The sequence below is a fragment of the uncultured Sphingomonas sp. genome (genome assembly GCF_964250165.1).
Taxonomy (GTDB): domain Bacteria; phylum Pseudomonadota; class Alphaproteobacteria; order Sphingomonadales; family Sphingomonadaceae; genus Sphingomonas.
The window spans coordinates 1-18,433 of the sequence record NZ_CAXUEK010000052.1; the positions used below are offsets into that span (position 1 = coordinate 1).

Annotated in this window: 18 protein-coding genes; 7 read left to right on the plus strand and 11 right to left on the minus strand. The window is 71.2% G+C overall.

From position 1 onward, the window contains the following. Window positions 1-1,757, plus strand: a 1,757-nt coding sequence (locus ACFE64_RS10950) for an AAA family ATPase (RefSeq protein ID WP_375392497.1), incomplete at its 5' end; no start/stop codon positions are given. 13 nt (window positions 1,758-1,770) lie between these two features. On the opposite strand, the gene ACFE64_RS10955 is transcribed toward ACFE64_RS10950, so the two are convergent. The 3 genes from ACFE64_RS10955 to ACFE64_RS10965 all read right to left on the minus strand — a co-directional run bounded on the left by ACFE64_RS10955 (window position 1,771) and on the right by ACFE64_RS10965 (window position 7,631). Further along, window positions 1,771-3,258, minus strand: a complete 1,488-nt coding sequence (locus ACFE64_RS10955) for a putative 2OG-Fe(II) oxygenase (protein WP_375392498.1) — start codon at window positions 3,256-3,258, stop codon at window positions 1,771-1,773. Then, window positions 3,255-4,376 (minus strand): aspartyl/asparaginyl beta-hydroxylase domain-containing protein, encoded by a 1,122-nt coding sequence (locus ACFE64_RS10960; RefSeq protein WP_375392499.1) that lies wholly within the window; start codon window positions 4,374-4,376, stop codon window positions 3,255-3,257. Before ACFE64_RS10960 ends, ACFE64_RS10955 begins: the two co-directional genes overlap by 4 nt. An 84-nt stretch (window positions 4,377-4,460) precedes the next feature. Beyond that, complete coding sequence (locus ACFE64_RS10965; RefSeq protein WP_375392500.1) at window positions 4,461-7,631, minus strand: TonB-dependent receptor domain-containing protein; 3,171 nt, start codon at window positions 7,629-7,631, stop codon at window positions 4,461-4,463. A gap of 237 nt (window positions 7,632-7,868) precedes the next feature. Between ACFE64_RS10965 and ACFE64_RS10970 the strand changes: the two genes are divergently transcribed. Beyond that, window positions 7,869-8,384: a hypothetical protein gene (locus ACFE64_RS10970; RefSeq protein ID WP_375392501.1), complete on the plus strand. Its 516-nt coding sequence runs from the start codon at window positions 7,869-7,871 to the stop codon at window positions 8,382-8,384. A 10-nt stretch (window positions 8,385-8,394) separates the two neighbouring features. Here the strand turns inward: ACFE64_RS10970 and ACFE64_RS10975 are convergent, their stop codons facing one another. Both ACFE64_RS10975 and xseA read right to left on the minus strand, forming a co-directional pair. Continuing rightward, complete coding sequence (locus ACFE64_RS10975; protein WP_375392502.1) at window positions 8,395-8,595, minus strand: DUF2093 domain-containing protein; 201 nt, start codon at window positions 8,593-8,595, stop codon at window positions 8,395-8,397. Between the two features lie 28 nt (window positions 8,596-8,623). Then, window positions 8,624-10,030 (minus strand): exodeoxyribonuclease VII large subunit, encoded by a 1,407-nt coding sequence (gene xseA, locus ACFE64_RS10980; RefSeq protein ID WP_375392503.1) that lies wholly within the window; start codon window positions 10,028-10,030, stop codon window positions 8,624-8,626. On the opposite strand from xseA, the gene purD reads away from it, so the two are divergent. From purD to ACFE64_RS10995, 3 genes are all read left to right on the plus strand, one after another. Continuing rightward, window positions 10,029-11,276, plus strand: coding sequence for a phosphoribosylamine--glycine ligase (gene purD, locus ACFE64_RS10985; RefSeq protein ID WP_375392504.1), 1,248 nt, complete (start codon window positions 10,029-10,031; stop codon window positions 11,274-11,276). The genes xseA and purD overlap by 2 nt on opposite strands. Window positions 11,277-11,319: 43 nt before the next feature. Beyond that, the gene (locus ACFE64_RS10990) at window positions 11,320-11,928 is read left to right on the plus strand and encodes a hypothetical protein (RefSeq protein ID WP_375392505.1); all 609 of its coding nucleotides are present in this window, start codon (window positions 11,320-11,322) and stop codon (window positions 11,926-11,928) included. Window positions 11,929-12,192: 264 nt separating this feature from the next. After that, window positions 12,193-12,852 carry a hypothetical protein gene (locus tag ACFE64_RS10995; protein ID WP_375392506.1) on the plus strand — a complete coding sequence of 220 codons (660 nt, stop codon included), beginning with the start codon at window positions 12,193-12,195 and terminating at the stop codon, window positions 12,850-12,852. 105 nt (window positions 12,853-12,957) lie between these two features. Here the strand turns inward: ACFE64_RS10995 and ACFE64_RS11000 are convergent, their stop codons facing one another. The 3 genes from ACFE64_RS11000 to ACFE64_RS11010 form a co-directional block, all read right to left on the minus strand. Further along, window positions 12,958-14,259 (minus strand): hemolysin family protein, encoded by a 1,302-nt coding sequence (locus ACFE64_RS11000; RefSeq protein WP_375392507.1) that lies wholly within the window; start codon window positions 14,257-14,259, stop codon window positions 12,958-12,960. Between the two features lie 150 nt (window positions 14,260-14,409). Beyond that, complete coding sequence (locus tag ACFE64_RS11005) at window positions 14,410-14,838, minus strand: nucleoside deaminase (RefSeq protein WP_375392514.1); 429 nt, start codon at window positions 14,836-14,838, stop codon at window positions 14,410-14,412. A gap of 53 nt (window positions 14,839-14,891) precedes the next feature. Beyond that, window positions 14,892-15,116, minus strand: a complete 225-nt coding sequence (locus tag ACFE64_RS11010) for a hypothetical protein (RefSeq protein ID WP_375392508.1) — start codon at window positions 15,114-15,116, stop codon at window positions 14,892-14,894. A 142-nt stretch (window positions 15,117-15,258) separates the two neighbouring features. Between ACFE64_RS11010 and rpmB the strand changes: the two genes are divergently transcribed. Further along, window positions 15,259-15,558, plus strand: coding sequence for a 50S ribosomal protein L28 (gene rpmB, locus ACFE64_RS11015; protein WP_375392509.1), 300 nt, complete (start codon window positions 15,259-15,261; stop codon window positions 15,556-15,558). Window positions 15,559-15,570: 12 nt separating this feature from the next. Here the strand turns inward: rpmB and ACFE64_RS11020 are convergent, their stop codons facing one another. After that, entirely contained in the window at window positions 15,571-16,551 is a 981-nt protein-coding gene (locus ACFE64_RS11020) for an esterase-like activity of phytase family protein (RefSeq protein ID WP_375392510.1), read from the minus strand. 148 nt (window positions 16,552-16,699) lie between these two features. Here ACFE64_RS11020 and ACFE64_RS11025 point away from each other — a divergent pair, with 148 nt between their 5' ends. Further along, a complete protein-coding gene (locus ACFE64_RS11025; RefSeq protein ID WP_375392511.1) occupies window positions 16,700-17,068 on the plus strand; it encodes a glycine zipper 2TM domain-containing protein in 369 nt (122 codons plus the stop codon). Window positions 17,069-17,464: 396 nt separating this feature from the next. On the opposite strand, the gene phbB is transcribed toward ACFE64_RS11025, so the two are convergent. Both phbB and ACFE64_RS11035 read right to left on the minus strand, forming a co-directional pair. Further along, entirely contained in the window at window positions 17,465-18,187 is a 723-nt protein-coding gene (phbB, locus tag ACFE64_RS11030; protein WP_375392512.1) for an acetoacetyl-CoA reductase, read from the minus strand. 30 nt (window positions 18,188-18,217) lie between these two features. Beyond that, window positions 18,218-18,433 (minus strand): ferrochelatase (locus tag ACFE64_RS11035; protein ID WP_375392513.1); only part of this gene is annotated, 216 nt, incomplete at its 5' end.

Consider the following 18,433-nt stretch of genomic DNA (forward strand, 5'->3'; position numbering starts at 1 on the left):
TCGTCCTGTTCATCGACGAGATGCACCAGCTGATCGGCGCGGGCAAATCCGAAGGGGCGATGGACGCGGGCAACCTCCTGAAGCCGGCGCTCGCGCGCGGCGAGCTCCACTGCGTCGGCGCGACCACGCTCGACGAGTACCGGAAGTATGTCGAGAAGGACCCGGCGCTGCAGCGGCGCTTCCAGCCGGTGTTCGTGGGCGAGCCCACTGTCGAGGATACCGTCTCGATCCTGCGCGGGCTGAAGGAGAAATACGAGCTCCACCACGGCGTGCGCATCACCGACGGCGCGCTGGTCGCCGCCGCGACGCTGTCGAACCGCTACATCACCGACCGCTTCCTGCCCGACAAGGCGATCGACCTGATGGACGAGGCCGCCAGCCGCATCCGCATGGAGGTGGAGAGCAAGCCCGAGGAGATCGAGACGCTCGACCGCCGCATCCTGCGCCTCAAGATCGAGCGCGAGGGGCTGAAGCGCGAATCCGACGCGGCGTCGCTCGACCGGTTGGAGCATATCGAGGACGAGCTCGCCAATCTGGAGCAGCAGTCGGCCGAGCTGACGACGCGCTGGCAGGCCGAAAAGGAGAAGATCGCGGGCGAGGCGACGCTGAAGGGGCAGCTCGACGCCGCCCGGCTGGAGCTGGAACAGGCGCAGCGCTCGGGCGATCTCGCCAAGGCCGGCGAGCTCTCCTACGGCCGCATCCCGGCGCTGGAAAAGCAGCTCGCCGAGGCGCAGGCGACGACCAAGGGGGCGATGCTGCGCGAGGAAGTGACCTCCGAGGACATCGCCGGCGTCGTCGCGCGCTGGACCGGCATTCCGGTCGAGCGGATGCTGGAAGGTGAGCGCGACAAGCTGCTCCACATGGAGGAGGTGCTCGCCAAGCGCGTGATCGGTCAGGCCGATGCGGTGCGCGCCGTCGCCACCGCCGTGCGCCGCGCCCGCGCCGGGCTGCAGGACCCGAACCGGCCTTTGGGCTCGTTCCTGTTCCTGGGGCCGACCGGCGTCGGCAAGACCGAGCTGACCAAGGCGCTGGCCGAGTTCCTGTTCGACGACGCGAGCGCGATGGTGCGCATCGACATGAGCGAGTTCATGGAGAAGCACGCCGTTGCCCGGCTGATCGGCGCCCCGCCGGGGTATGTCGGCTATGAGGAAGGTGGCGTGCTGACTGAGGCGGTGCGGCGCCGGCCCTATCAGGTCGTGCTGTTCGACGAGGTGGAGAAGGCGCACGGCGACGTGTTCAACGTGCTGCTCCAGGTGCTCGACGACGGCCGGCTGACCGACGGGCAGGGGCGCACGGTCGATTTCTCCAACACGCTGATCATCCTGACCAGCAATCTCGGCTCGCAGTATCTGGCCAATCTGGAGGAGGGGCAGGACGTCGAGGCCGTCGAGCCGCAGGTGATGGAGATCGTCCGCGCGCATTTCCGCCCGGAGTTCCTCAACCGGCTGGACGAAATCATCCTGTTCCACCGGCTCGGCCAGGCGCATATGGGCCCGATCGTCGACATCCAGGTCGGCCGCGTCGGCAAGCTGCTCGCCGACCGCAAGGTGCAGCTGCACCTGACGGACGCCGCGCGCGCGTGGCTGGGGCGGGTCGGCTACGACCCGGTGTACGGGGCGCGGCCGCTCAAGCGTGCGGTGCAACGCCATCTCCAGGATCCACTGGCCGAGCTGATCCTGCGCGGCGACGTGAAGGACGGGGCGACGGTGGACGTGGACGAGGGCGACGGGAAGCTGGCGTTGGGGGTGACGTCCTAGCGGCGCACACCTGTCACCCGGCGGTGCCCGGGACGATATCGAAGGCGATGGTCAGCCGCTCGCCATGATCGAACGGCTCCGTCGCGTGCCACATCGTGGAAGGAAACAGCACCAGCCGGCCGGCCTTCGGCTCGAGTTGCGCCAGAGGCGGCGTGTGGACGCGCAAGTCGGCCGGCGCGGCGCCCAAGGTCAACCAGCCGGCCGGGGCTGGCCCCAGCGCGTCGAGCGGGGGCACCGCCAGATACAGCGCCGAGCTGATCCATCCCTGGGAATGGACGTGCGCGACGTGGCGGCCTTGCCGGCCGAGACGGACGGACCAGCTGCCGGCGAAGTTCGGCGCGGCGCGTGGCGGCCCGAGCAACGGATGGCGCGGGTCGCGGTCCGGCAAGCCGTCGATATACCGCCGAACGGCAGCCAGGGCGGCGCGGCGCACCGGCGCCAGCTCGGGATCGAGGCGTTGAAAGAGCTGACCCTCGGTCTGCGTGCCGCCCCGCATCGACTGTTCGGCCGGGTGCTGGACGGCGAGGTGCAGCCTGCGGACCAGCCCGATGACGGCATCGATCTCTGCCGATGTCAGCCCGAGATCGTAGCTCCGGATGAACGGCGGCGCGCCGTCGAGCCAATCGGCCCGGGGATCACCCTTCAGCCGCCAGATCGTCCCCAGATAGGGCCAGGCGCCATTGGCAGCAGCCGTGCTCGTGAGCTGAGCCGCGATCGATTCCGCCCGGTCGAGCAGCCCCGTCCGGATCGAATGACGGACGAACGCCAGCTGCGTGCCGGGATCGGCCAGATCGGCCACCCGCGCGAACAGTCGCTCGGCCTCCTGGTCGTGGCCCATTTCGGTCGCATGCGACGCCGCGGCCGCGTCCAGCTCCATCCGGTCGCCCAGCTGCGCGCGCGCCGCACGGATGACGGCGCTCGCCCGTTCGAGCAATCCTGCCTGCGCCAACGCCCGCTGCCAGGCCAGCCGTAGCGGCAGGCTGATTGGGGCTGAAGCCGCGGCTGGCGCGAAACTGCGGTCGAAGGCCTCTCGGTCACCGCTCAGCCAGCGGTAACTGGCCAACGCCTGATGCCCACGCACCCATTCGGGTTGTCGCAGCAGGATATCGGCGATCAGCGCCTCGGCCGCCGCCGGCCGCCCCTCGGCCCAGTGCGCCGCGGCCAGCGACAAGGCCAGTTCGAGATCGGGCGGCGGCGGGGCGAGGCGGATGGCCCGCTCCCACAGCGCCGTCGCCGGCAACCCGGCCTCGTAGCTGATCGTCGCCTCGGCGGCGGCGATGCGCGGATCATCGGCGCTCAGACGCGCCGCTCGCCGTATCGCCGCCAGCGCCGCGCGGCTGTCGCCCGCCGCGCGGTGCGCGAGTGCCGCATATTGGGCGACTCGCGGGTCCTGTTGCGATGGCCGATCCAGCGGCTGCACGCAGGCAAGCACCGCCTGATGGTCGCCCCGCGCAAGCGCGTCGGCCGCTCGCTGCAGCGCCTGGCCCGTGTCGCCGCTCAAAGCCGATGAATCTCGCCGCCCCCGCCGATGACGGCGGTCACCGCCGCGCGCTCGTCCGGCGTGAGATCCGGGTGCCAGACGTCGAAGATCAGGACAACGCGCAGCCTGTCGGAGCCGTTCATCGCCTCATGCTCGACGGTATCGTCGAACACGAACGCGTGGCCCGGCTGCCAGGGGCGCACCTCTTCGCCGACCCGGAACCAGCAATCGTCGGGAACGATCAGCGGCAGGTGACAGACCAGCCGGGTGTTCGCCACGCCCGTGTGCGGCGGAATATGAGTGTGCGGCGCCAGCATCGAGAACATGGCGTTCGGCCCCGCCCCGGGTACGTCGGGTTGCGGCAGACCGGCGAGCAGCGCCAGCGTGCCGGGGCACGCGGCGGCATTGCGCACGACACGCCGGCCGCGATCGAGCAGGTGCAGCGCCGTCCAGTCGCGGTTGCGGTTGAGCGCGGCCCATTGACCGAGCGGCACGCCTTCGGGATAGTGCACATACGGCGCCAGCTCGGGCGAGGCCGCGACCGCCTGCTCGAACTCCGCCGCGATCAGGGCGGTCGCCGCTTCCAGCTCGGCAAGCCAGGGGAAGCTCTCGCGCGACCACCAGGCCTGCGTGCGCAGCCCGGGAAAGCTGTAGTGCGTGGGGCCGGCATGGTCCGGCTCGGTCAGCCGGACGGCATTGGTGACGAAACGCTCGACCTTGGCGCTCATCGGGGCGGTGGACGCGATCAGCGCCAGCAGGCGATCACGTTCGCGTGCGCGCCAGCCGTCCCAGCTCGCACGCGCGCGCGCGACGGCGGACCCTAGCGCCGCAGGCGGCGGGTCCGGCAGCTGCGCCAGCGCGCGACCATAGGCTTCGCCGGCCGCCGGATTGCCCTGCGCCTCCATCAGCGATGCCCTCAGCAGCAGCGCCATCGGATGGAGCGGCGCGATCGTCAGCGCACGGTCGGCGGCGGCCAGTGCGCCCGGCGCGTCGCCCGTCGCCCGACGCATGCCCGCCAGCTTCAGCCACGCGTCGGTGCCCCAGCCCGCGTGCGGCGCGCGCTCGAGATACGCGCGCGCGGCCTGCATCTGCCCTGATCGGGCAGCGGCGTCGGCCAGCGCTTCCAAATCCTCAGCCATGAACCGACGTTAGGCGAGCGCGCGCACAAAAAAAAGCGGCGGAGCCGAAGCCCCGCCGCCCGATATTCCGTCCGATGCCTCCGCTCAGAAGTCGGCGGTCAGATTGACGAAGATGTAGCGCCCCAGCGCATCGTAGGTGCCAGGGAAGGTATTGCCGTTGCCGACCGTGGCCGGGATCGAAGCCTGGCTGACCAGCGGCGGATCCTTGTCGAAGACATTGTTCGCGCCGATGCGGAACACCGCCTTCTGGTTGATCGGCAGCGAGAACAGCAAATCGAAGTAGCTATACGGCTTGATATGGCTGTCCACCGCCGGAAAGGTTCCCGGCGAAGCGAGGTTCGGATCGTTGCTCGCCGAATCCAGCTGCGTCGGACCCAGATAACGCCACCGGACGGTCAGCCCGAAATCGCTCTGCGTTGCGACCTTCACGTTCGTGTTGAAGCGATACTTCGGATTGGGAGCGCCGCAGGTCGTGCCGTAACGGCCCGCGCAATCATAGATGAAGCCGCCCGAGAAGGGCTGCGCCTGATACTTGTCCAGATAGGTCCCGATGAACTGCGCCCGCAGCCGCAGGCTGCCGAGATTGGCCCGATAGTCGCCGTTCACGTCGATGCCGCGGGTGCGAACCGACCCGGTGTTGATCGTGAAGTTGTTGACGTACCCGATCGGGTTGCCCGACTGGGTGAGAAACAGCGTTCCCGCCGCACCCCCCGCCGTCGCCGGACCGCGAACGATCAGGCTGCAGAACGTCGGATCGCCCGTGGTCAGGCACTGGTTGAGCGCCACCTGCGCCCCGACCGCGCCCACCGCATTCTGCAGACGGATGAGGAACCCGTCGGCCGACAGCACCAGCTGGCCACCCAGAACCCGCGGCTTTAGCACCACGCCTGCCGTATAGGTGTCGCCCTTCTCGGGCGCGAGGTTCACGTTGCCGCCGGTCGTCTGGTTGTACTGATTTGCCGTGTTCGCCAGGATGTTGCCGAACTCGGCCGCGGTCACGCCAGTGCGGGCGCACTGCGCAAACGTGTTGCCGTTGACCGTGCCCGCCGTCGGATTGGCAACGTTGGTTGAAGCACCCGCGCACGGGTCATTGCCGGCGAACAATCCGGTCTGATTGGCCGAAAACAGCTCGCCGACATTGGGCGAGCGGACCGCACGGTTATACGACGCACGCAGCCCGATGGCTCGCACCGGCGACCAGTTGCCGGCGATCTTGTACGTGTCCGTCGAGTTCTGATTGGTCGCGCCAGTCACATTATATCGCGAATTCCGATAACCAAGCTGGACCGACAGGTCCTGGAAGAACGGCTTGTCGGTGACGAGCGGCACACCGGCCTCAGCGTACAGATCGCGAACCGAATAGCGGCCGTTGATCGGCAGCGTCGGGCCGCCCTGACCGGCACCCTCGTTATTGATGAAGGCCTGGTCGGGCTGGGTATTCAGCCGCTCGATGCGGTTCTCGACGCCCAACGCCAGCCGGATGCCATCGCTCGCGAAGGGCGACTTGATGCCATATTTGCCGGCGTCGACCGTCACCGTGCCGTTCACGATCTCTTCCCGCGACGTGCCGGTCAGCACCAACGGGATGTTGATGTAAGCAGCGGCGGCCGGGGTGATACCGCCCGCGGTAAAGATGTTGTAAGGCACGCAGCCGGTAACCGGCGCCGTCGTCGCGCCGACCACGCAGGTGGCCACGCCGCCGACGTTGCGGACGTTGAGCGCATTGTTGATCAGCGTGTTGGAGACGTCGTTGCGATAGACGTCCTGCTCGCGAATCTGCCCAATCTGGTAATAAGCGTCGTACCCGATCGCGTCATTGATCTCGCCCTTCACGCCACCCACCAGGCGATACTGCGTGAACTGGATCTGGAAGTCGCGCGCGCCTCCTTCGACGTTCCGCTTGCCCAGCAGGAAGCTGGCGTTGGCCGTGGTCCCGACATTGGCACCGCAGATGGCCGTCGCGATCTGTGCGTTGGCGAGCAGCAGCGGATTGTCGCAATTCACCGTCCGTGTGCCGTAGAACACGCCGGACGGCGCGATCTGGGCGTCGGTCGAATAGTCGGAGAACATCGCGTCGACATAAGGCTGGAAGGCGTTCGACACCTCGTACGACGCGAACACGCCGCCCTGGTACCGCTCATCCGGACGCTGGAAGTAATTTGCGGGCGCGAAGTTGAACTGATCGGACGTCACGAACGGCCGCAGCTGCCGCGTGGTCGGATCAAGCGTGTAGCTGGACGCTGCCGGCAGCCCCGCGGCGATCCTGTTCGCGGTCGTGAACCCCCCAAAGCGTGCGTTGGCCGGCGTCCCGGAACCACCGCAGGCAAAGCCCACCAGGTTGGCATCGGGGTTCAGCGTGCAATCCGAGTAATCGTAATTGTCCTCGGTGATCGACTTGTCGTTCCGGTAGCTCGCATAGGCGACGACGCTGCCGCGATCGTCGGACGTGCCCGCGCCGATGACGAGGGTCGCATCGTAGCGGCCACCGAGAGCCGTGTGGCCGTTCGGCGCGGTGAAGCGCTGGTTGACGACCGACTCGATCGCGTTCGCGTTGTTATGGTCATAGAAGCCATAGGTCGCGTCCAGGCGGACGCCGCGGAAGTTGCGGTTCATCTTGAAGTTGACGACACCCGCGACCGCGTCCGCGCCGTAGGTGGTGGAGGCGCCGCCGGTCAGCAGGTCGACCGACGACACCAGGGCCGACGGGATGAAGTTCAGGTCGGCGCCGGCGCCGCCGCCGATGCCGCCCGGCTGCAGCCGGCGGCCGTCGATGAGGACCAGGGTGCGGCTCGGCCCGAGGCCGCGCAGATCGATCGTGGCCGTGCCGTCCGCGCCGTTCGAGACGCCGGAGCTCTGCCCGGCGAACACCTGCGGCAGCGAGTTGGTGAGGTCTTCGATGCGGGTCGCGCCGAACTCACGGATCTCTTCCTGGCCGACGGTAGTGATCGGCGAGGGCGATGTCGCGTTGGGACGCGCGACGCGCGTGCCGGTGACGACGACATCGCCGGTCGCGGCGGAGGACGCACCGCGGATCGGCTCCTGCTCGGCAGGGCGGCCCTGGGCATCGTTGGACTGCACCGTCCCGCCCGGACCGGGGTTCTGGACCTCGTTGGGCGTCGCCTGGGCGCCGCGCGCCGGGTCCTGAGCCGAAGCCGGCGCCGGAGGCGCGTCCTGCGCGAAAGCCGGGCTCGCGATCGCCGTCGCGCTCGCCAGCAGCGTGCCGACCATCAGCTGGGTGCGGATATGGTTAAACATATGGTGTTCCCCTTGTGGGCTGCAAAGAAAAGATCACGCCCGATAACGGAGCGATCGCCCATCCCTTGTCGTAACGGGTTCGCGCCGCATCGCACAATCGGTGAACGGCCAGGCTGCAACGATTAGACCGGCGGTGTCACTTTCCTGCAACATGGATCGGGCAGCCGACCGCGGCCTGCGCGGCATCGGGTGACCGCCCGCTATTGCCGCTCTCCCGGCGAGCTGTATTGTCCGGGGATGGTTCGTTCGTGCCTGTCGCTCGCGATGACGTTCGCGCTGTTGTTCCCGGCCGCCGGGTTCGCCGCCAAGCGGGACGCCGCGCCGCCCCCGCCGGCGCTGCGCGATCTGATCGCCTGCCGTAACGAGATGGACGGGACCCGCCGCCTCGCCTGTTTCGACCGCGCCAGCGCGGCACTGCAAGAGGCGGTCGCGACCGAGGCGGTGGCGGTGGTCGACCAGAAGGAAGTCCGCGCGACGCGCGAGGCCCTGTTCGGCCTGCCCACGCCGCGCGACGTGTCCTTGATCGGCGCGGGCGTCTCGCAGATCGAATCGGTCGTGCGCGAGGCGACGGTCAATTCCGACGGCGCGGTGGTGGTGACGCTCGAGTCCGGGCAGATCTGGGCTCAGGTGGACGGGCGCGGGATGCGGACGCCCCGCCGTGGCGAGAAGGTGACGATCCGTCGAGCGACGCTCGGGCGACTGGAAGCGGTGTTCGAGGGGGGGACGACGCGGCAGTTCCGGCGCATTCAGTGACGCATGTCGGTCACCGCGGCCGCAGCATGTCGCTCGCGATCCGGGCGGTGGCATAGGGTTCCTGCCGCGCGACGTTCCAGTAGCGCAGCGCATCGAGCGCGATGCGCGCGCCCGACACCGCGCAGGTGACGTGGTCGCCCGGCGACAGCACGCGGAAGCCGTTGGCCATATAGTGCAGCCGGGCCGGCCGGTCGGTGTTGGACATCAGCATCGTTCAGGCATTCCGCTCGGGTTTCCGCTCACAGCAGCGACGGCTGCTCGGCACGCGCCGCGACGTAGGCGCGCGCGCCCGCGCGCTCAACCCGCCGCGGCGCACCCGGCGCGCCATCGACATGGACATCGACCTCGCCGTCCCGGAACCGGACGGTGAGCGCGCCCGCCGTCCGGGCGGCATCGGCGCCGGTCAGCGTCGCGCCGCCCTCCTTATCCTTGGCGCGCGCGGTCACCCGCGCATAGCCGCGCTCCAGCACCGCGTCCGGGTTGAGCGAGGCGAGCATCCGCGCGGCCGCGTCGGCCCGTGCCCGCGCCCGCTCCAGCCGCCGCTCGACCAGCGCCGGGCGCAGCACCGCCGCCACCCGGTCGAACCCCTGCCGCGCCTGCCCCGCCCGCCGCTCCAGCCCGCGATCGAGCCGCTGACCCCAATCGTCGGCGCGCTGGCGCTGCGGCCCGAGCAGCCGGTCGCGGCTCGGCAGGCATCGCGCGAGCGCCTCCAGCCGCTCGCGCGCGCGCTCCTGATACCGCGTGGCGCACCGCGCCATCCGGGCGGCGTGCCCGGCGAGCTGGAGCCTGAGCTCGGTCAGCACGGGCACGGCGAGCTCGGCCGCCGCGGTCGGTGTCGGCGCGCGCAGGTCGGCGGCGTGGTCGCACAGGCTCGTGTCGGTCTCGTGGCCGACCGCCGAGATCACCGGGATCGGCGAGGCGGCGACCGCGCGCACCACCGCCTCCTCGTTGAACGCCCACAGATCCTCGATCGAGCCGCCCCCGCGCGCGACGATCAGCAGCGCCGGCCGCGTCTCCGCCGGCATCTCGCCGAACCCCGCGATGGCCACGGCGATCTCGGCCGCCGCGCCCTCGCCCTGCACCTTCACGGGCCAGACCAGCACGTGGGTGGGGCAGCGATCGGCGAGGCGATGGAGGATGTCGCGGATCACCGCGCCGGTGGGTGAGGTGACGACGCCGATGGTGCGCGGCAGGAACGGCAGCGGCCGCTTGCGCGCGGCGTCGAACAGCCCCTCCGCCGCCAGCGCCGCCTTGCGCCGCTCCAGCAGCGCCATCAGCGCGCCCGCGCCGGCCAGCTCGAGCCGCTCGATCACGATCTGGTATTTCGACCGCCCCGGATAGGTGGTCAGCCGGCCGGTCGCGATCACCTCGGCCCCATCCTGCGGCACGAAGGCGAGCCCGGCGGCGGCGGTGCGCCAGATCACGCCGTCGATCACCGCGTCCTCGTCCTTGAGGCAGAGATAGGCATGGCCGGACGCGACGCGCTTGTAGCCCGAGATCTCGCCGCGCAAGCGGACATGGCCGAACTCGCCCTCGACCATGCGCTTCAGCCGGCCGGCCAGCTCGCTGACGCCGACCGCGGGCGCGTTGTCGCCGGGGAGCGTGTCGGCTACCAGCCGTGACCCTTCGAAAGCGAGATCGGGCATGAACGTCCTGTTGATCGGCGGCGGCGGCCGCGAGCATGCGCTGGCGTGGAAGCTGGCGCAATCGCCCGGCCTAGATAGGCTCTATGCCGCGCCGGGCAATCCGGGCATCGCGCGCCATGCCGAGCTGGTCGCGCTCGACGCGAGGGACCATCGCGCCGTCGTCGCCTTTGCCGGCGCGCGCGATGTTGGCCTGGTCGTGATCGGGCCGGAGGCGCCGCTGGTCGACGGGCTGGCGGACAGCCTGCGCGCGGCGGGCGTCGCGGCGTTCGGGCCGTCCGCGGCGGCGGCGCGGCTGGAGGGTTCGAAGGGCTTCACCAAGGACCTGTGCGCTGCCGCCGGCATCCCGACCGCGGGCTATCGCCGGGTCTCGTCGCGCGAGGAGGCGGCGCTGGCGCTGGACGGGGTGTTCGGCCTGCCCGTCGTCGTCAAGGCGGACGGGCTCGCCGCCGGCAAGGGCGTGACGGTCGCGACGACGCGCGCCCAAGCCGATGCGGCGCTCGACGCCATCTTTGCCGACGGGAACGGCGAGGTGGTGATCGAGGAGTTTCTGGCGGGCGAGGAGGCGAGCCTGTTCGTGCTCGCCGACGGCGGCGCCGCGGTCGCGTTCGGTTCCGCGCAGGATCACAAGCGCGTCGGCGACGGCGACACCGGCCCCAACACCGGCGGCATGGGCGCAGTCAGCCCCGCCCCGGCGCTCACACCGGAGTTGGAGTCGCGCGCGCTGGCCGAGATCGTCGTGCCGACGCTGGCGGCGATGGCGGCGGCGGGAACGCCCTACGCCGGCGTGCTCTTCGCCGGGCTGATGCTGACCGCGCAGGGCCCCAAGCTGATCGAATATAATGTCCGCTTCGGCGATCCGGAATGCGAGGCGCTGATGGCGCGGTTCGAGGGCGACCTGCTCGGCCTGCTGCTGGCGGTCGCGCAAGGCCGGCTCGCCGCCCTGCCGCCGCCGGTGCTGGCGGCTGAGACCGCGGTGACGGTGGTGGTGGCCGCTGCGGGCTATCCGGCCGCGCCGCGGACCGGCGGCGTGATCGGCGGCATCGTGGCGGCGGCGGCGACCGGTGCGCACGTGTTCCACGCCGGCACCCGCGCGGACGGCGCGCGGCTGGTGGCGGCAGGCGGGCGCGTGCTCGCCGTCACCGCGCGCGGACCCGACGTCACCGCGGCGCGCGCGACCGCCTATCGCGCCATCGACGCGATCGACTATTCCGACGGTTTCCACCGGCGCGACATAGGCTTGCGATGATTGGCGCTCGCCAGCCGGGGCGTGACCGGCTAGCGTCACGAGCATGAACCAGGTCACCTCCGCCCCGGGCGCCAGCCTGCTGCCGGACACGATCGACCTGTTCACGGACGCGCACCTGGCGATCATCGCCATCTTCGCGCTGCTGGTGATCGCCGCCATGATCTGGGGCGCCCGGCTCAAGCGCGGGCGCAAGGCGGCGTTGCGCGACGTCGCCGAGCACAACCAGGTGGTGGAGCAGGAAACCCGGCGGGATGCGACGCCGGCGGCGCCCACTCGCGCGGCGCGCACGCAGGAGGCCCCGGGGACGCCCGATCGGGCGCTTCCGCGATCGCCAGCCGGGCCGACGTTCGCTCCGCCTCCTCCCGCTGGTGGCCCCGCACCGGGCGCACCGCTGGCGCCCGATCGGGCCGCCGCCGACGGCTCGGTGACGCAGCTCAAGGGGCTCGGCCCAAAGCTGGCCGACCGTCTCGCCGAACTCGGCGTCACCACCGTCGGCCAGATCGCCGCGCTGAACGACGACGAGGCCGCCGCGCTCGACGCACAGCTGGGCGCATTCACCGGCCGGATGACCCGCGATCGCTGGCAGGAGCAGGCACGCTTTCTGGCGGCGGGCGACCGGGCGGGCTTCGAGGCGGTGTTCGGCCGGCTGTAGGAGCGGCTGCGGCCGCGCCGCTGCCGGCGAGCGCAGCTCGTCGGCAACAGCCGGCCCGGCCGGCGCGGCCACAGCCGCGACCGACGACGCGGCATTCAGGGCCGCGTCGGCCCGGCCTGAGCGACCCAGCCAGTCACGCGCACACCCGCTCCCCGTCACCGCCCGGCGGCATCGCAATCGCCTTCCCCGACGCATGCCGAACCACCCTCTGTTTCCCCGCGCCGGTTGGTGACATAGATCGGGTTTTGCTGCCCGGAGTCGTTCATGGCCTATTTTCCCCCGCGCGCCCGGCCCGCCGTCTCGCGGACGCGCACGAGTTGGGACGTGGAGCTCGGCGGCCTGCGCTTCGGCATCACCCGCACGCGTGAGACGCAGACCGCCGGCGACGCGGTCGTCCCGACCCGTGCCGCGCGTCCCGCCTGGCCGCTGGCGATCGGCGCGTTCGCGGGCGTGAGCGCGCTCGGCCTCGCCGTGATGGGGGCGACCGCCGCCGTGCGGCCCGACCTGCCGGCGCGCTACATGGTCAGCATGCCGGTGCCCGCACTTGCGCCGCCGCCGCGGGCGCATCATGTCCACCGGCCCGCCCCGGTCCGGACCGGGGCCGCGGCGGTATCGCCCGCCGACGCCAGGGACGGCTTCGCGGCCGGGGACGCGCCCTACGTGGCGCGCGCGCTCAGGACCGGCGCGTTCCAGGAGTGGAGCGACGCCGATGGCCAGCACCGGTTCCTCACCGCCGGGCCGGGGCGGGCGGGTGCGGACGGGAAGACCTGCCGCGACCTGGCGCTGCTCGTGCGCCTCGCCGATGGCGGCAGCCACGTCCACGCCGCCCAGCGCTGCACGGCCGAGCCGGTGAGCGACGCGGCGTCTGCGGCGCAGGAGGACGAGGGCGAGCCGTCCGGCTCGGACGCACCGACGCGGCCGTGAATGCCGCAGCCCGCCCCGGGGTCGGACGGCGCTATGGCGCCGCCGGCCGGGGTGGCGCGTGCGGTCTCGCCAAGCTCAGCCGTACCGGCGTGCGGCCCGCGCGCCTCAGGCCGCGCTGACCAGCAGCTTGTCGATCCGCCGCCCGTCCAGGTCCACCACCTCGAACCGCCAGCCCTGCACCACGAAGCTCTCGCCCTCGCCCGGCAGCCGTTTGAGCACCGCGAGCGCCAGCCCGGCCACGGTGGCATAGTCCCGGTCCGGCGGCAGGTGGATGCCGAGCCGGTCGGCGAGCGCATCCGCCGCCATCGAGCCGGCGACCAGCAGCGAGCCGTCGGCGCGCTCCACGACCGATGGCGCCTCGTCGACATGGGTATCCGACGCGAACTCGCCGGCGATCGCGGCGAGCAGGTCGGCGGGCGTGACGATGCCCTCGAAATGCCCGTATTCGTCGTGGATCAGCGCCATCGGCACGTCCGCCGCGCGCAGGGCGGTCAGCGCGTCCATCGCGTCGAGCTGGTCGATCACCACCGGCGCCTTGCGAATCAGCCGCCCAAGATCGAGCGGCTCGCCGCGGAACAGCGCGCCCGCGACGTCGCGCGCCTGGACCACGCCCTTCACCGCGTCGATTGAGCCGTCGCCCACGGGCAGCCGCGTATGGGCGCTGCCGAGCAGCCGCTCCCGGATCGTGTCGGCGGGCAGATTGCAGTCGAGCCATTCCACCTCCGTGCGCGGCGTCATCACCTCGCGCACGGGCCGGTTGGCGAGACGCACCACGCCCGAGATGATCGAGCGCTCATGCTCCTCGATCACGCCCGACTTGCTCGCCTCGGCGACGACCAGATGCAGCTCCTCCGCCGTCACCTGGTCCTCGTTCTCGCGGCTCAGGCCCATCAGGCGGAACATGCCGGCGCTGGTGCGGTCGAGCAGCCAGACGAGCGGCGCGGCGGCGCGCGACAGCCAGTGCATCGGCGGCGCGAGCACGGCCGCGATCGGCTCGGGCGAGCGCAGCGCGATCTGCTTGGGCACGAGCTCGCCGACGATCAGCGAGACGAAGGTCGTCGCCCCGATGACCAGCACGAAGCCCAGCGTCTCGGCGGTGTGGTGGGCCAGGCCCAGCTGCTCCAGCCGCACTCCGACCGGCCCGCCCAGCCGCTCGCCCGAAAACGCGCCCGCCAGCGTCGCGATCAGCGTGATGCCGACCTGCACGGCGGACAGGAAGCGGTTGGGATCGGCGGCGAGGTCGATCGCGATCCGCGCGCCGCGCCGGCCGGCGCGCGCCATCGCCTCCAGCCGCGCCTTGCGCGACGAGACAATCGCGAGCTCCGTCATCGCGAACACGCCGTTCAGCGCGATCAGCAGCAGGATGACGAGGACGTCGAACCAGGGGAATGGGGCAAGCGGCGGCATGGGTGTGTGCGGGATCGTTGTGGCGGAAAGCGGGGGATGGGACAAGCAACTCCCGTTCGCCCTCACCCCTTCCCTCGCCAGGGCGAGCTATCCTTCCTCCACGGGAGCGGGAGGGAGGCGCGCCGTTGCCGGAAGGGTGAGGGTGACGAGCTAGCGCCTGCCCGTGAAGAACGTCCGCAACAGCGCCGCCGCCTCGGCCTCGCCGATCCCGGCATACACCTCCGGGCGGTGATGGCAGGTCGGCTGCGCAAACAGCCGCGGCCCGTGCTCGACGGCGCCGCCCTTGGGATCGGGCGCGCCGTAATAGAGCCGGCGGATGCGCGCATGGGCAATCGCGCCCGCGCACATCGCGCAGGGCTCCAGCGTCACCCACAGGTCGCAATCCTCCAGCCGCTCGCGCCCAAGCGTCCGCGCGGCGTCGCGGATCACGCGCATCTCGGCATGCGCGGTCGGGTCGTGCAGCGCGCGCGGGGCGTTGGCCGCGACCGCGACCGCCGCCCCGCCCCGCACCAGCGCCGCCCCCACCGGCACTTCGCCGGCCGCCGCGGCGTCGCGCGCGGCCGCGAGCGCGCGCGCCATGGGATCGGGCAGCGGGAACATGCCGGCGGCTCAGCGCCGCCGGCGCGCGCGCGTCAAGGCGTGGTCTGGTTGGTCGCCGGCTGGCCGGGCTTCTCGACGCTGATCGTCGGCACGGTCACGGTCTTCTTCTCGTGACCCATGGTCACCCGGCCGACATCGGCATGGACGGTCGGCGCCTGGACCGAGCCGGGGGTGCCGGAAAGTCGGATCACGCCGAAATAGACGAGCGCGGCGACGACCAGCACGGCGAGCGCAAGCAGGGTCAGGATGGCGCGCATGAGGCTGTACCTTTCAAGGAATACGGTTCGGTGCCGAAACAACGCCGGCCGACCGCTCGAGTTGCGCCCGGTTGACCCACCGTCGCCCTGCCGCTAAGCGGCCAGCCTTTCCGAACGATCGGCAACCCGGGATTCTTTGATCATGTCGCGCATCTGCGAGCTGACCGGCAAGGGCCGGCAGGTGGGACACAACGTGTCGCACGCCAACAACAAGACCAAGCGGACCTTCCTGCCCAACCTGCAGAACGTCACGCTGCTGTCCGACGCGCTGGAGCGTTCGGTGCGGCTGCGCGTCTCGACGCACGGGCTGCGCTCGGTCGAGCATAATGGCGGGCTCGACAATTGGCTGGTCAAGACGTCGGACGCCGACCTGTCGCTGCGCTGCCGCCGCCTGAAGCGCGACATCGTCAAGAAGCTAGCCGGCGCGGCCGCCGCCGCCTGAGGCCCGCCCGGCTCAGTCGAGCCGGAACTTGAAAAGCAGCGACGGCCGGAACCACATCCGGTCGTTGTCCGTGGCCAGCCAGATCACCGTCCGGCCGCGCTGCGTCGCGGCCGCGCAGCCTTCGACATTGTCGTGGGTCAGCGGTGCGCCCAGCCGCGCGATCTCCCGTCCCCGCACCAGCGCGCCGGGCTTGAGCGCGGCCGGCGAGAGCGTGGTCAGCGTGTTGACGAACCGCAGCGGGAAGCCCCACCAGCGGTTGACCACCAACAGTCGCCCGTCGGGTAACTCGCACAGGTCCGACACGTCGAAGCCGGGCGGCGGCAGGTAGCGGAAGCGGAACGCGGGTTCGCCCGTCAGCGTCGGATCGTCCGCGAACACCAGCGCCTCGCGCCCCGGCCCGTGCGTCGCCTCCTCCGCGATGACGACGAAGCGGCCGTCGCGCAGGCGCGTCATCGCCTCCGGCCCGCCGTTCGAGCGCCACCGCCGCATCGCCGCCGGCCGCACGCCCCGCTCGGCGCGCGCGAAGCCCGGCGCGTAGCGCCAGATCGCGTTCGCGCGCTCGAAGCCGACCCAGACGCGCCCCGTCCGCGGGTCGACGGCGTGCGATTCGCTGTCGCGGTCGCGCTTGTCCCAGCCCGTGCCGGGGCCGCCGGGCAGCTCGGCGAACCTCACCCGGCTGAGGCGCCCGTGCGGGTCGATGCGGAAGCTCACGAGATTGCCGCCGTCGCTGAGCAGCGTCAGCCGGTCGCCCGCGAGCGACAGCGAGGAAAAGCCGCCGAACGCCGGATCAGGGCTGTCGAGCCGGACGCCGCCCAGATACGTGAGCGCGCCCAGCCGCCGCCGCGCCGGATCGGCGGGATCGAGCGCGACCCGCGTCGCGGTCGTCGCCGTCGGCGAATCGCCCAGCAGCGGCAGCCGCTCCTCGCCCGACCAGCCAGGGACGATCACCAGCACGGTCGCGATCACGGCAAGAATGGTCGCGGGCCGGCGCATGCGCGGCCGGCTCTAGCCGCTCGCGGCGGACAGGAAAGGCTGAATGGGCGATAACCGCCGCATTCAGCCTCGGCTCAACGCGAATCGCGCAAATGCCTTCCCAGGGTGGCGGCGTTCCTCGCCACCCACGGGAACAAGGAGAACCGCGATGTTCCGGAAGCTGACCCTCTTGGCCGTGACGCTCGCGACGGGCGCCGGCGCGCTCGCGCCCGCCGCCGCCGATGCGCAGCGTTATCGCGGTGATGACCGCGGCTATTACGCGCAGGGCTACGATCAGCGTTCGTATCGCGGCGAGGACGGCTATGCCCGCTATCGCCCGGTCAAGCGCTGCAGCGACGGCACCGCGGGCGCGATCATCGGCGCCATTGCGGGCGGGCTGCTCGGCCGCACGATCGACACGCGCGGCGACCGCTCGGTCGGCACGCTGCTCGGCGCCGGCGGCGGCGCGCTCGCCGGCCGGGCGATCGAGCGCGACGGCTCCAAACAGGCCTCGTACGAGGGCCGCTGCTACCGCTGAGGCGGCTAACCTATTCTTCAATTCGCGTAGCGTATCGAGTTCCCCCGCGTAGCGTAACGGGGGCGTGGGAGCCGGTGTTCGCAAGAACGCCGGCTCCCTAGTTGTGCGGGCCGCAGGCGCGGCCACGCCCGCGCCGGTGAGCACGGCGGAGCCGAGCACAGCGGCCCGCACGGCCGGCGGGTCGGCGTCAGCCGAACCCGTTCGACGTCGAGAACGCGGCTTCGCCGCGGCCAGGCCTTGATCTTGAGAAGAATCGGCCGACGGCAAAGCCGCCGGCGTGACGTCGGACGAGCTTGTCGGCATGCGCCGCCAACCCGCCGGCCGCACCGGGCGCTGCGCTTGGCTTCGCCTCGCGCATCGCGGCCGTGCGGCATAGCCGCCCCGCCGCTGCGCCCGTCAGTACATATGCTGCCCGCCGTTGATGCTCAGCGTCGATCCGGTCACGAAGCCCGCATCCTCCGCCACCAGGAACGCCACGCCGCGCGCGATCTCGGCCGCCTGCCCCAGCCGGCCGACCGGGATGCGCGCGACGATCTTCTCCAGCACGTCCCCGGGCACGGCGGCCACCATGTCGGTGTCGATATAGCCGGGCGCGATCGCGTTGACCGTCACGCCGAAGCGGGCGCCCTCCTGCGCCAGCGCCTTGGTGAAGCCGTGGATCCCGCTCTTGGCCGCGGCGTAGTTCACCTGGCCATATTGCCCGGCCTGGCCGTTGATCGAGCCGATGTTGACGATCCGGCCCCATTTGCGGTCCCTCATCCCCGGGAACACCGCCTTGGCCATGGTGAAGCAGCCGCCCAGATTGGTGTCGATCACCTCCTTCCAGGCTTGCTCGTCCATCCGCTGCAAGGTGCCGTCGCGGGTGATGCCGGCATTGTTGACCAGTACATCGACCGGGCCGACCGCCGCCTCGACCAGGGCGACGCCGGCCTGCGTCGCGTCATAGTCGCTGACGTCCCACTTGAACGCCCTGATCCCGGTGCGTTCGGTAAAGGCTGTCGCCCGCTCGTCGTTACCGGCGTAATTGGCAACGACGGTCATGCCCTGTGCCTGCAGGGCCAGACTGATCGCCTCGCCGATCCCGCGTGTGCCGCCGGTGACGATCGCCACTCGTGCCATTGCAACCTCTCCATCCTGTTTGGAGAGAGACTAGGCGGGCCGCGTCCAGCCTTCAAGCTCGCGCGCCAGCACCGTGCGCAGCATCGCCATGCCCCCGGGCGAGTCGTTGAGGCAGGGCAGATAGGCGAAATCGGTGCCTCCGGCTTCCTCGAAGCTCTCGCGCCCGCGGATCGCCAGCTCCTCCAGCGTCTCCAGGCAATCGACGGAGAAGCCCGGCGCCAGCACCGCCACCTTGCGCACGCCCTT

Bases quoted from the DNA above. Each gene is read 5' to 3' on its own strand.
- rpmB (WP_375392509.1), top strand. From the start codon at position 15,259: ATGTCGCGCATCTGCGAGCTGACCGGCAAGGGCCGGCAGGTGGGACAC.
- ACFE64_RS10970 (WP_375392501.1), top strand. From the start codon at position 7,869: ATGGTTCGTTCGTGCCTGTCGCTCGCGATGACGTTCGCGCTGTTGTTC.
- xseA (WP_375392503.1), bottom strand. From the start codon at position 10,030: ATGCCCGATCTCGCTTTCGAAGGGTCACGGCTGGTAGCCGACACGCTC.
- ACFE64_RS10960 (WP_375392499.1), bottom strand. From the start codon at position 4,376: ATGGCTGAGGATTTGGAAGCGCTGGCCGACGCCGCTGCCCGATCAGGG.
- purD (WP_375392504.1), top strand. From the start codon at position 10,029: ATGAACGTCCTGTTGATCGGCGGCGGCGGCCGCGAGCATGCGCTGGCG.
- ACFE64_RS10975 (WP_375392502.1), bottom strand. From the start codon at position 8,595: ATGCTGATGTCCAACACCGACCGGCCGGCCCGGCTGCACTATATGGCC.
- ACFE64_RS10990 (WP_375392505.1), top strand. From the start codon at position 11,320: ATGAACCAGGTCACCTCCGCCCCGGGCGCCAGCCTGCTGCCGGACACG.
- ACFE64_RS11000 (WP_375392507.1), bottom strand. From the start codon at position 14,259: ATGCCGCCGCTTGCCCCATTCCCCTGGTTCGACGTCCTCGTCATCCTG.
- ACFE64_RS11025 (WP_375392511.1), top strand. From the start codon at position 16,700: ATGTTCCGGAAGCTGACCCTCTTGGCCGTGACGCTCGCGACGGGCGCC.
- ACFE64_RS10965 (WP_375392500.1), bottom strand. From the start codon at position 7,631: ATGTTTAACCATATCCGCACCCAGCTGATGGTCGGCACGCTGCTGGCG.
- ACFE64_RS11020 (WP_375392510.1), bottom strand. From the start codon at position 16,551: ATGCGCCGGCCCGCGACCATTCTTGCCGTGATCGCGACCGTGCTGGTG.
- phbB (WP_375392512.1), bottom strand. From the start codon at position 18,187: ATGGCACGAGTGGCGATCGTCACCGGCGGCACACGCGGGATCGGCGAG.
- ACFE64_RS11005 (WP_375392514.1), bottom strand. From the start codon at position 14,838: ATGGCGCGCGCGCTCGCGGCCGCGCGCGACGCCGCGGCGGCCGGCGAA.
- ACFE64_RS11010 (WP_375392508.1), bottom strand. From the start codon at position 15,116: ATGCGCGCCATCCTGACCCTGCTTGCGCTCGCCGTGCTGGTCGTCGCC.
- ACFE64_RS10995 (WP_375392506.1), top strand. From the start codon at position 12,193: ATGGCCTATTTTCCCCCGCGCGCCCGGCCCGCCGTCTCGCGGACGCGC.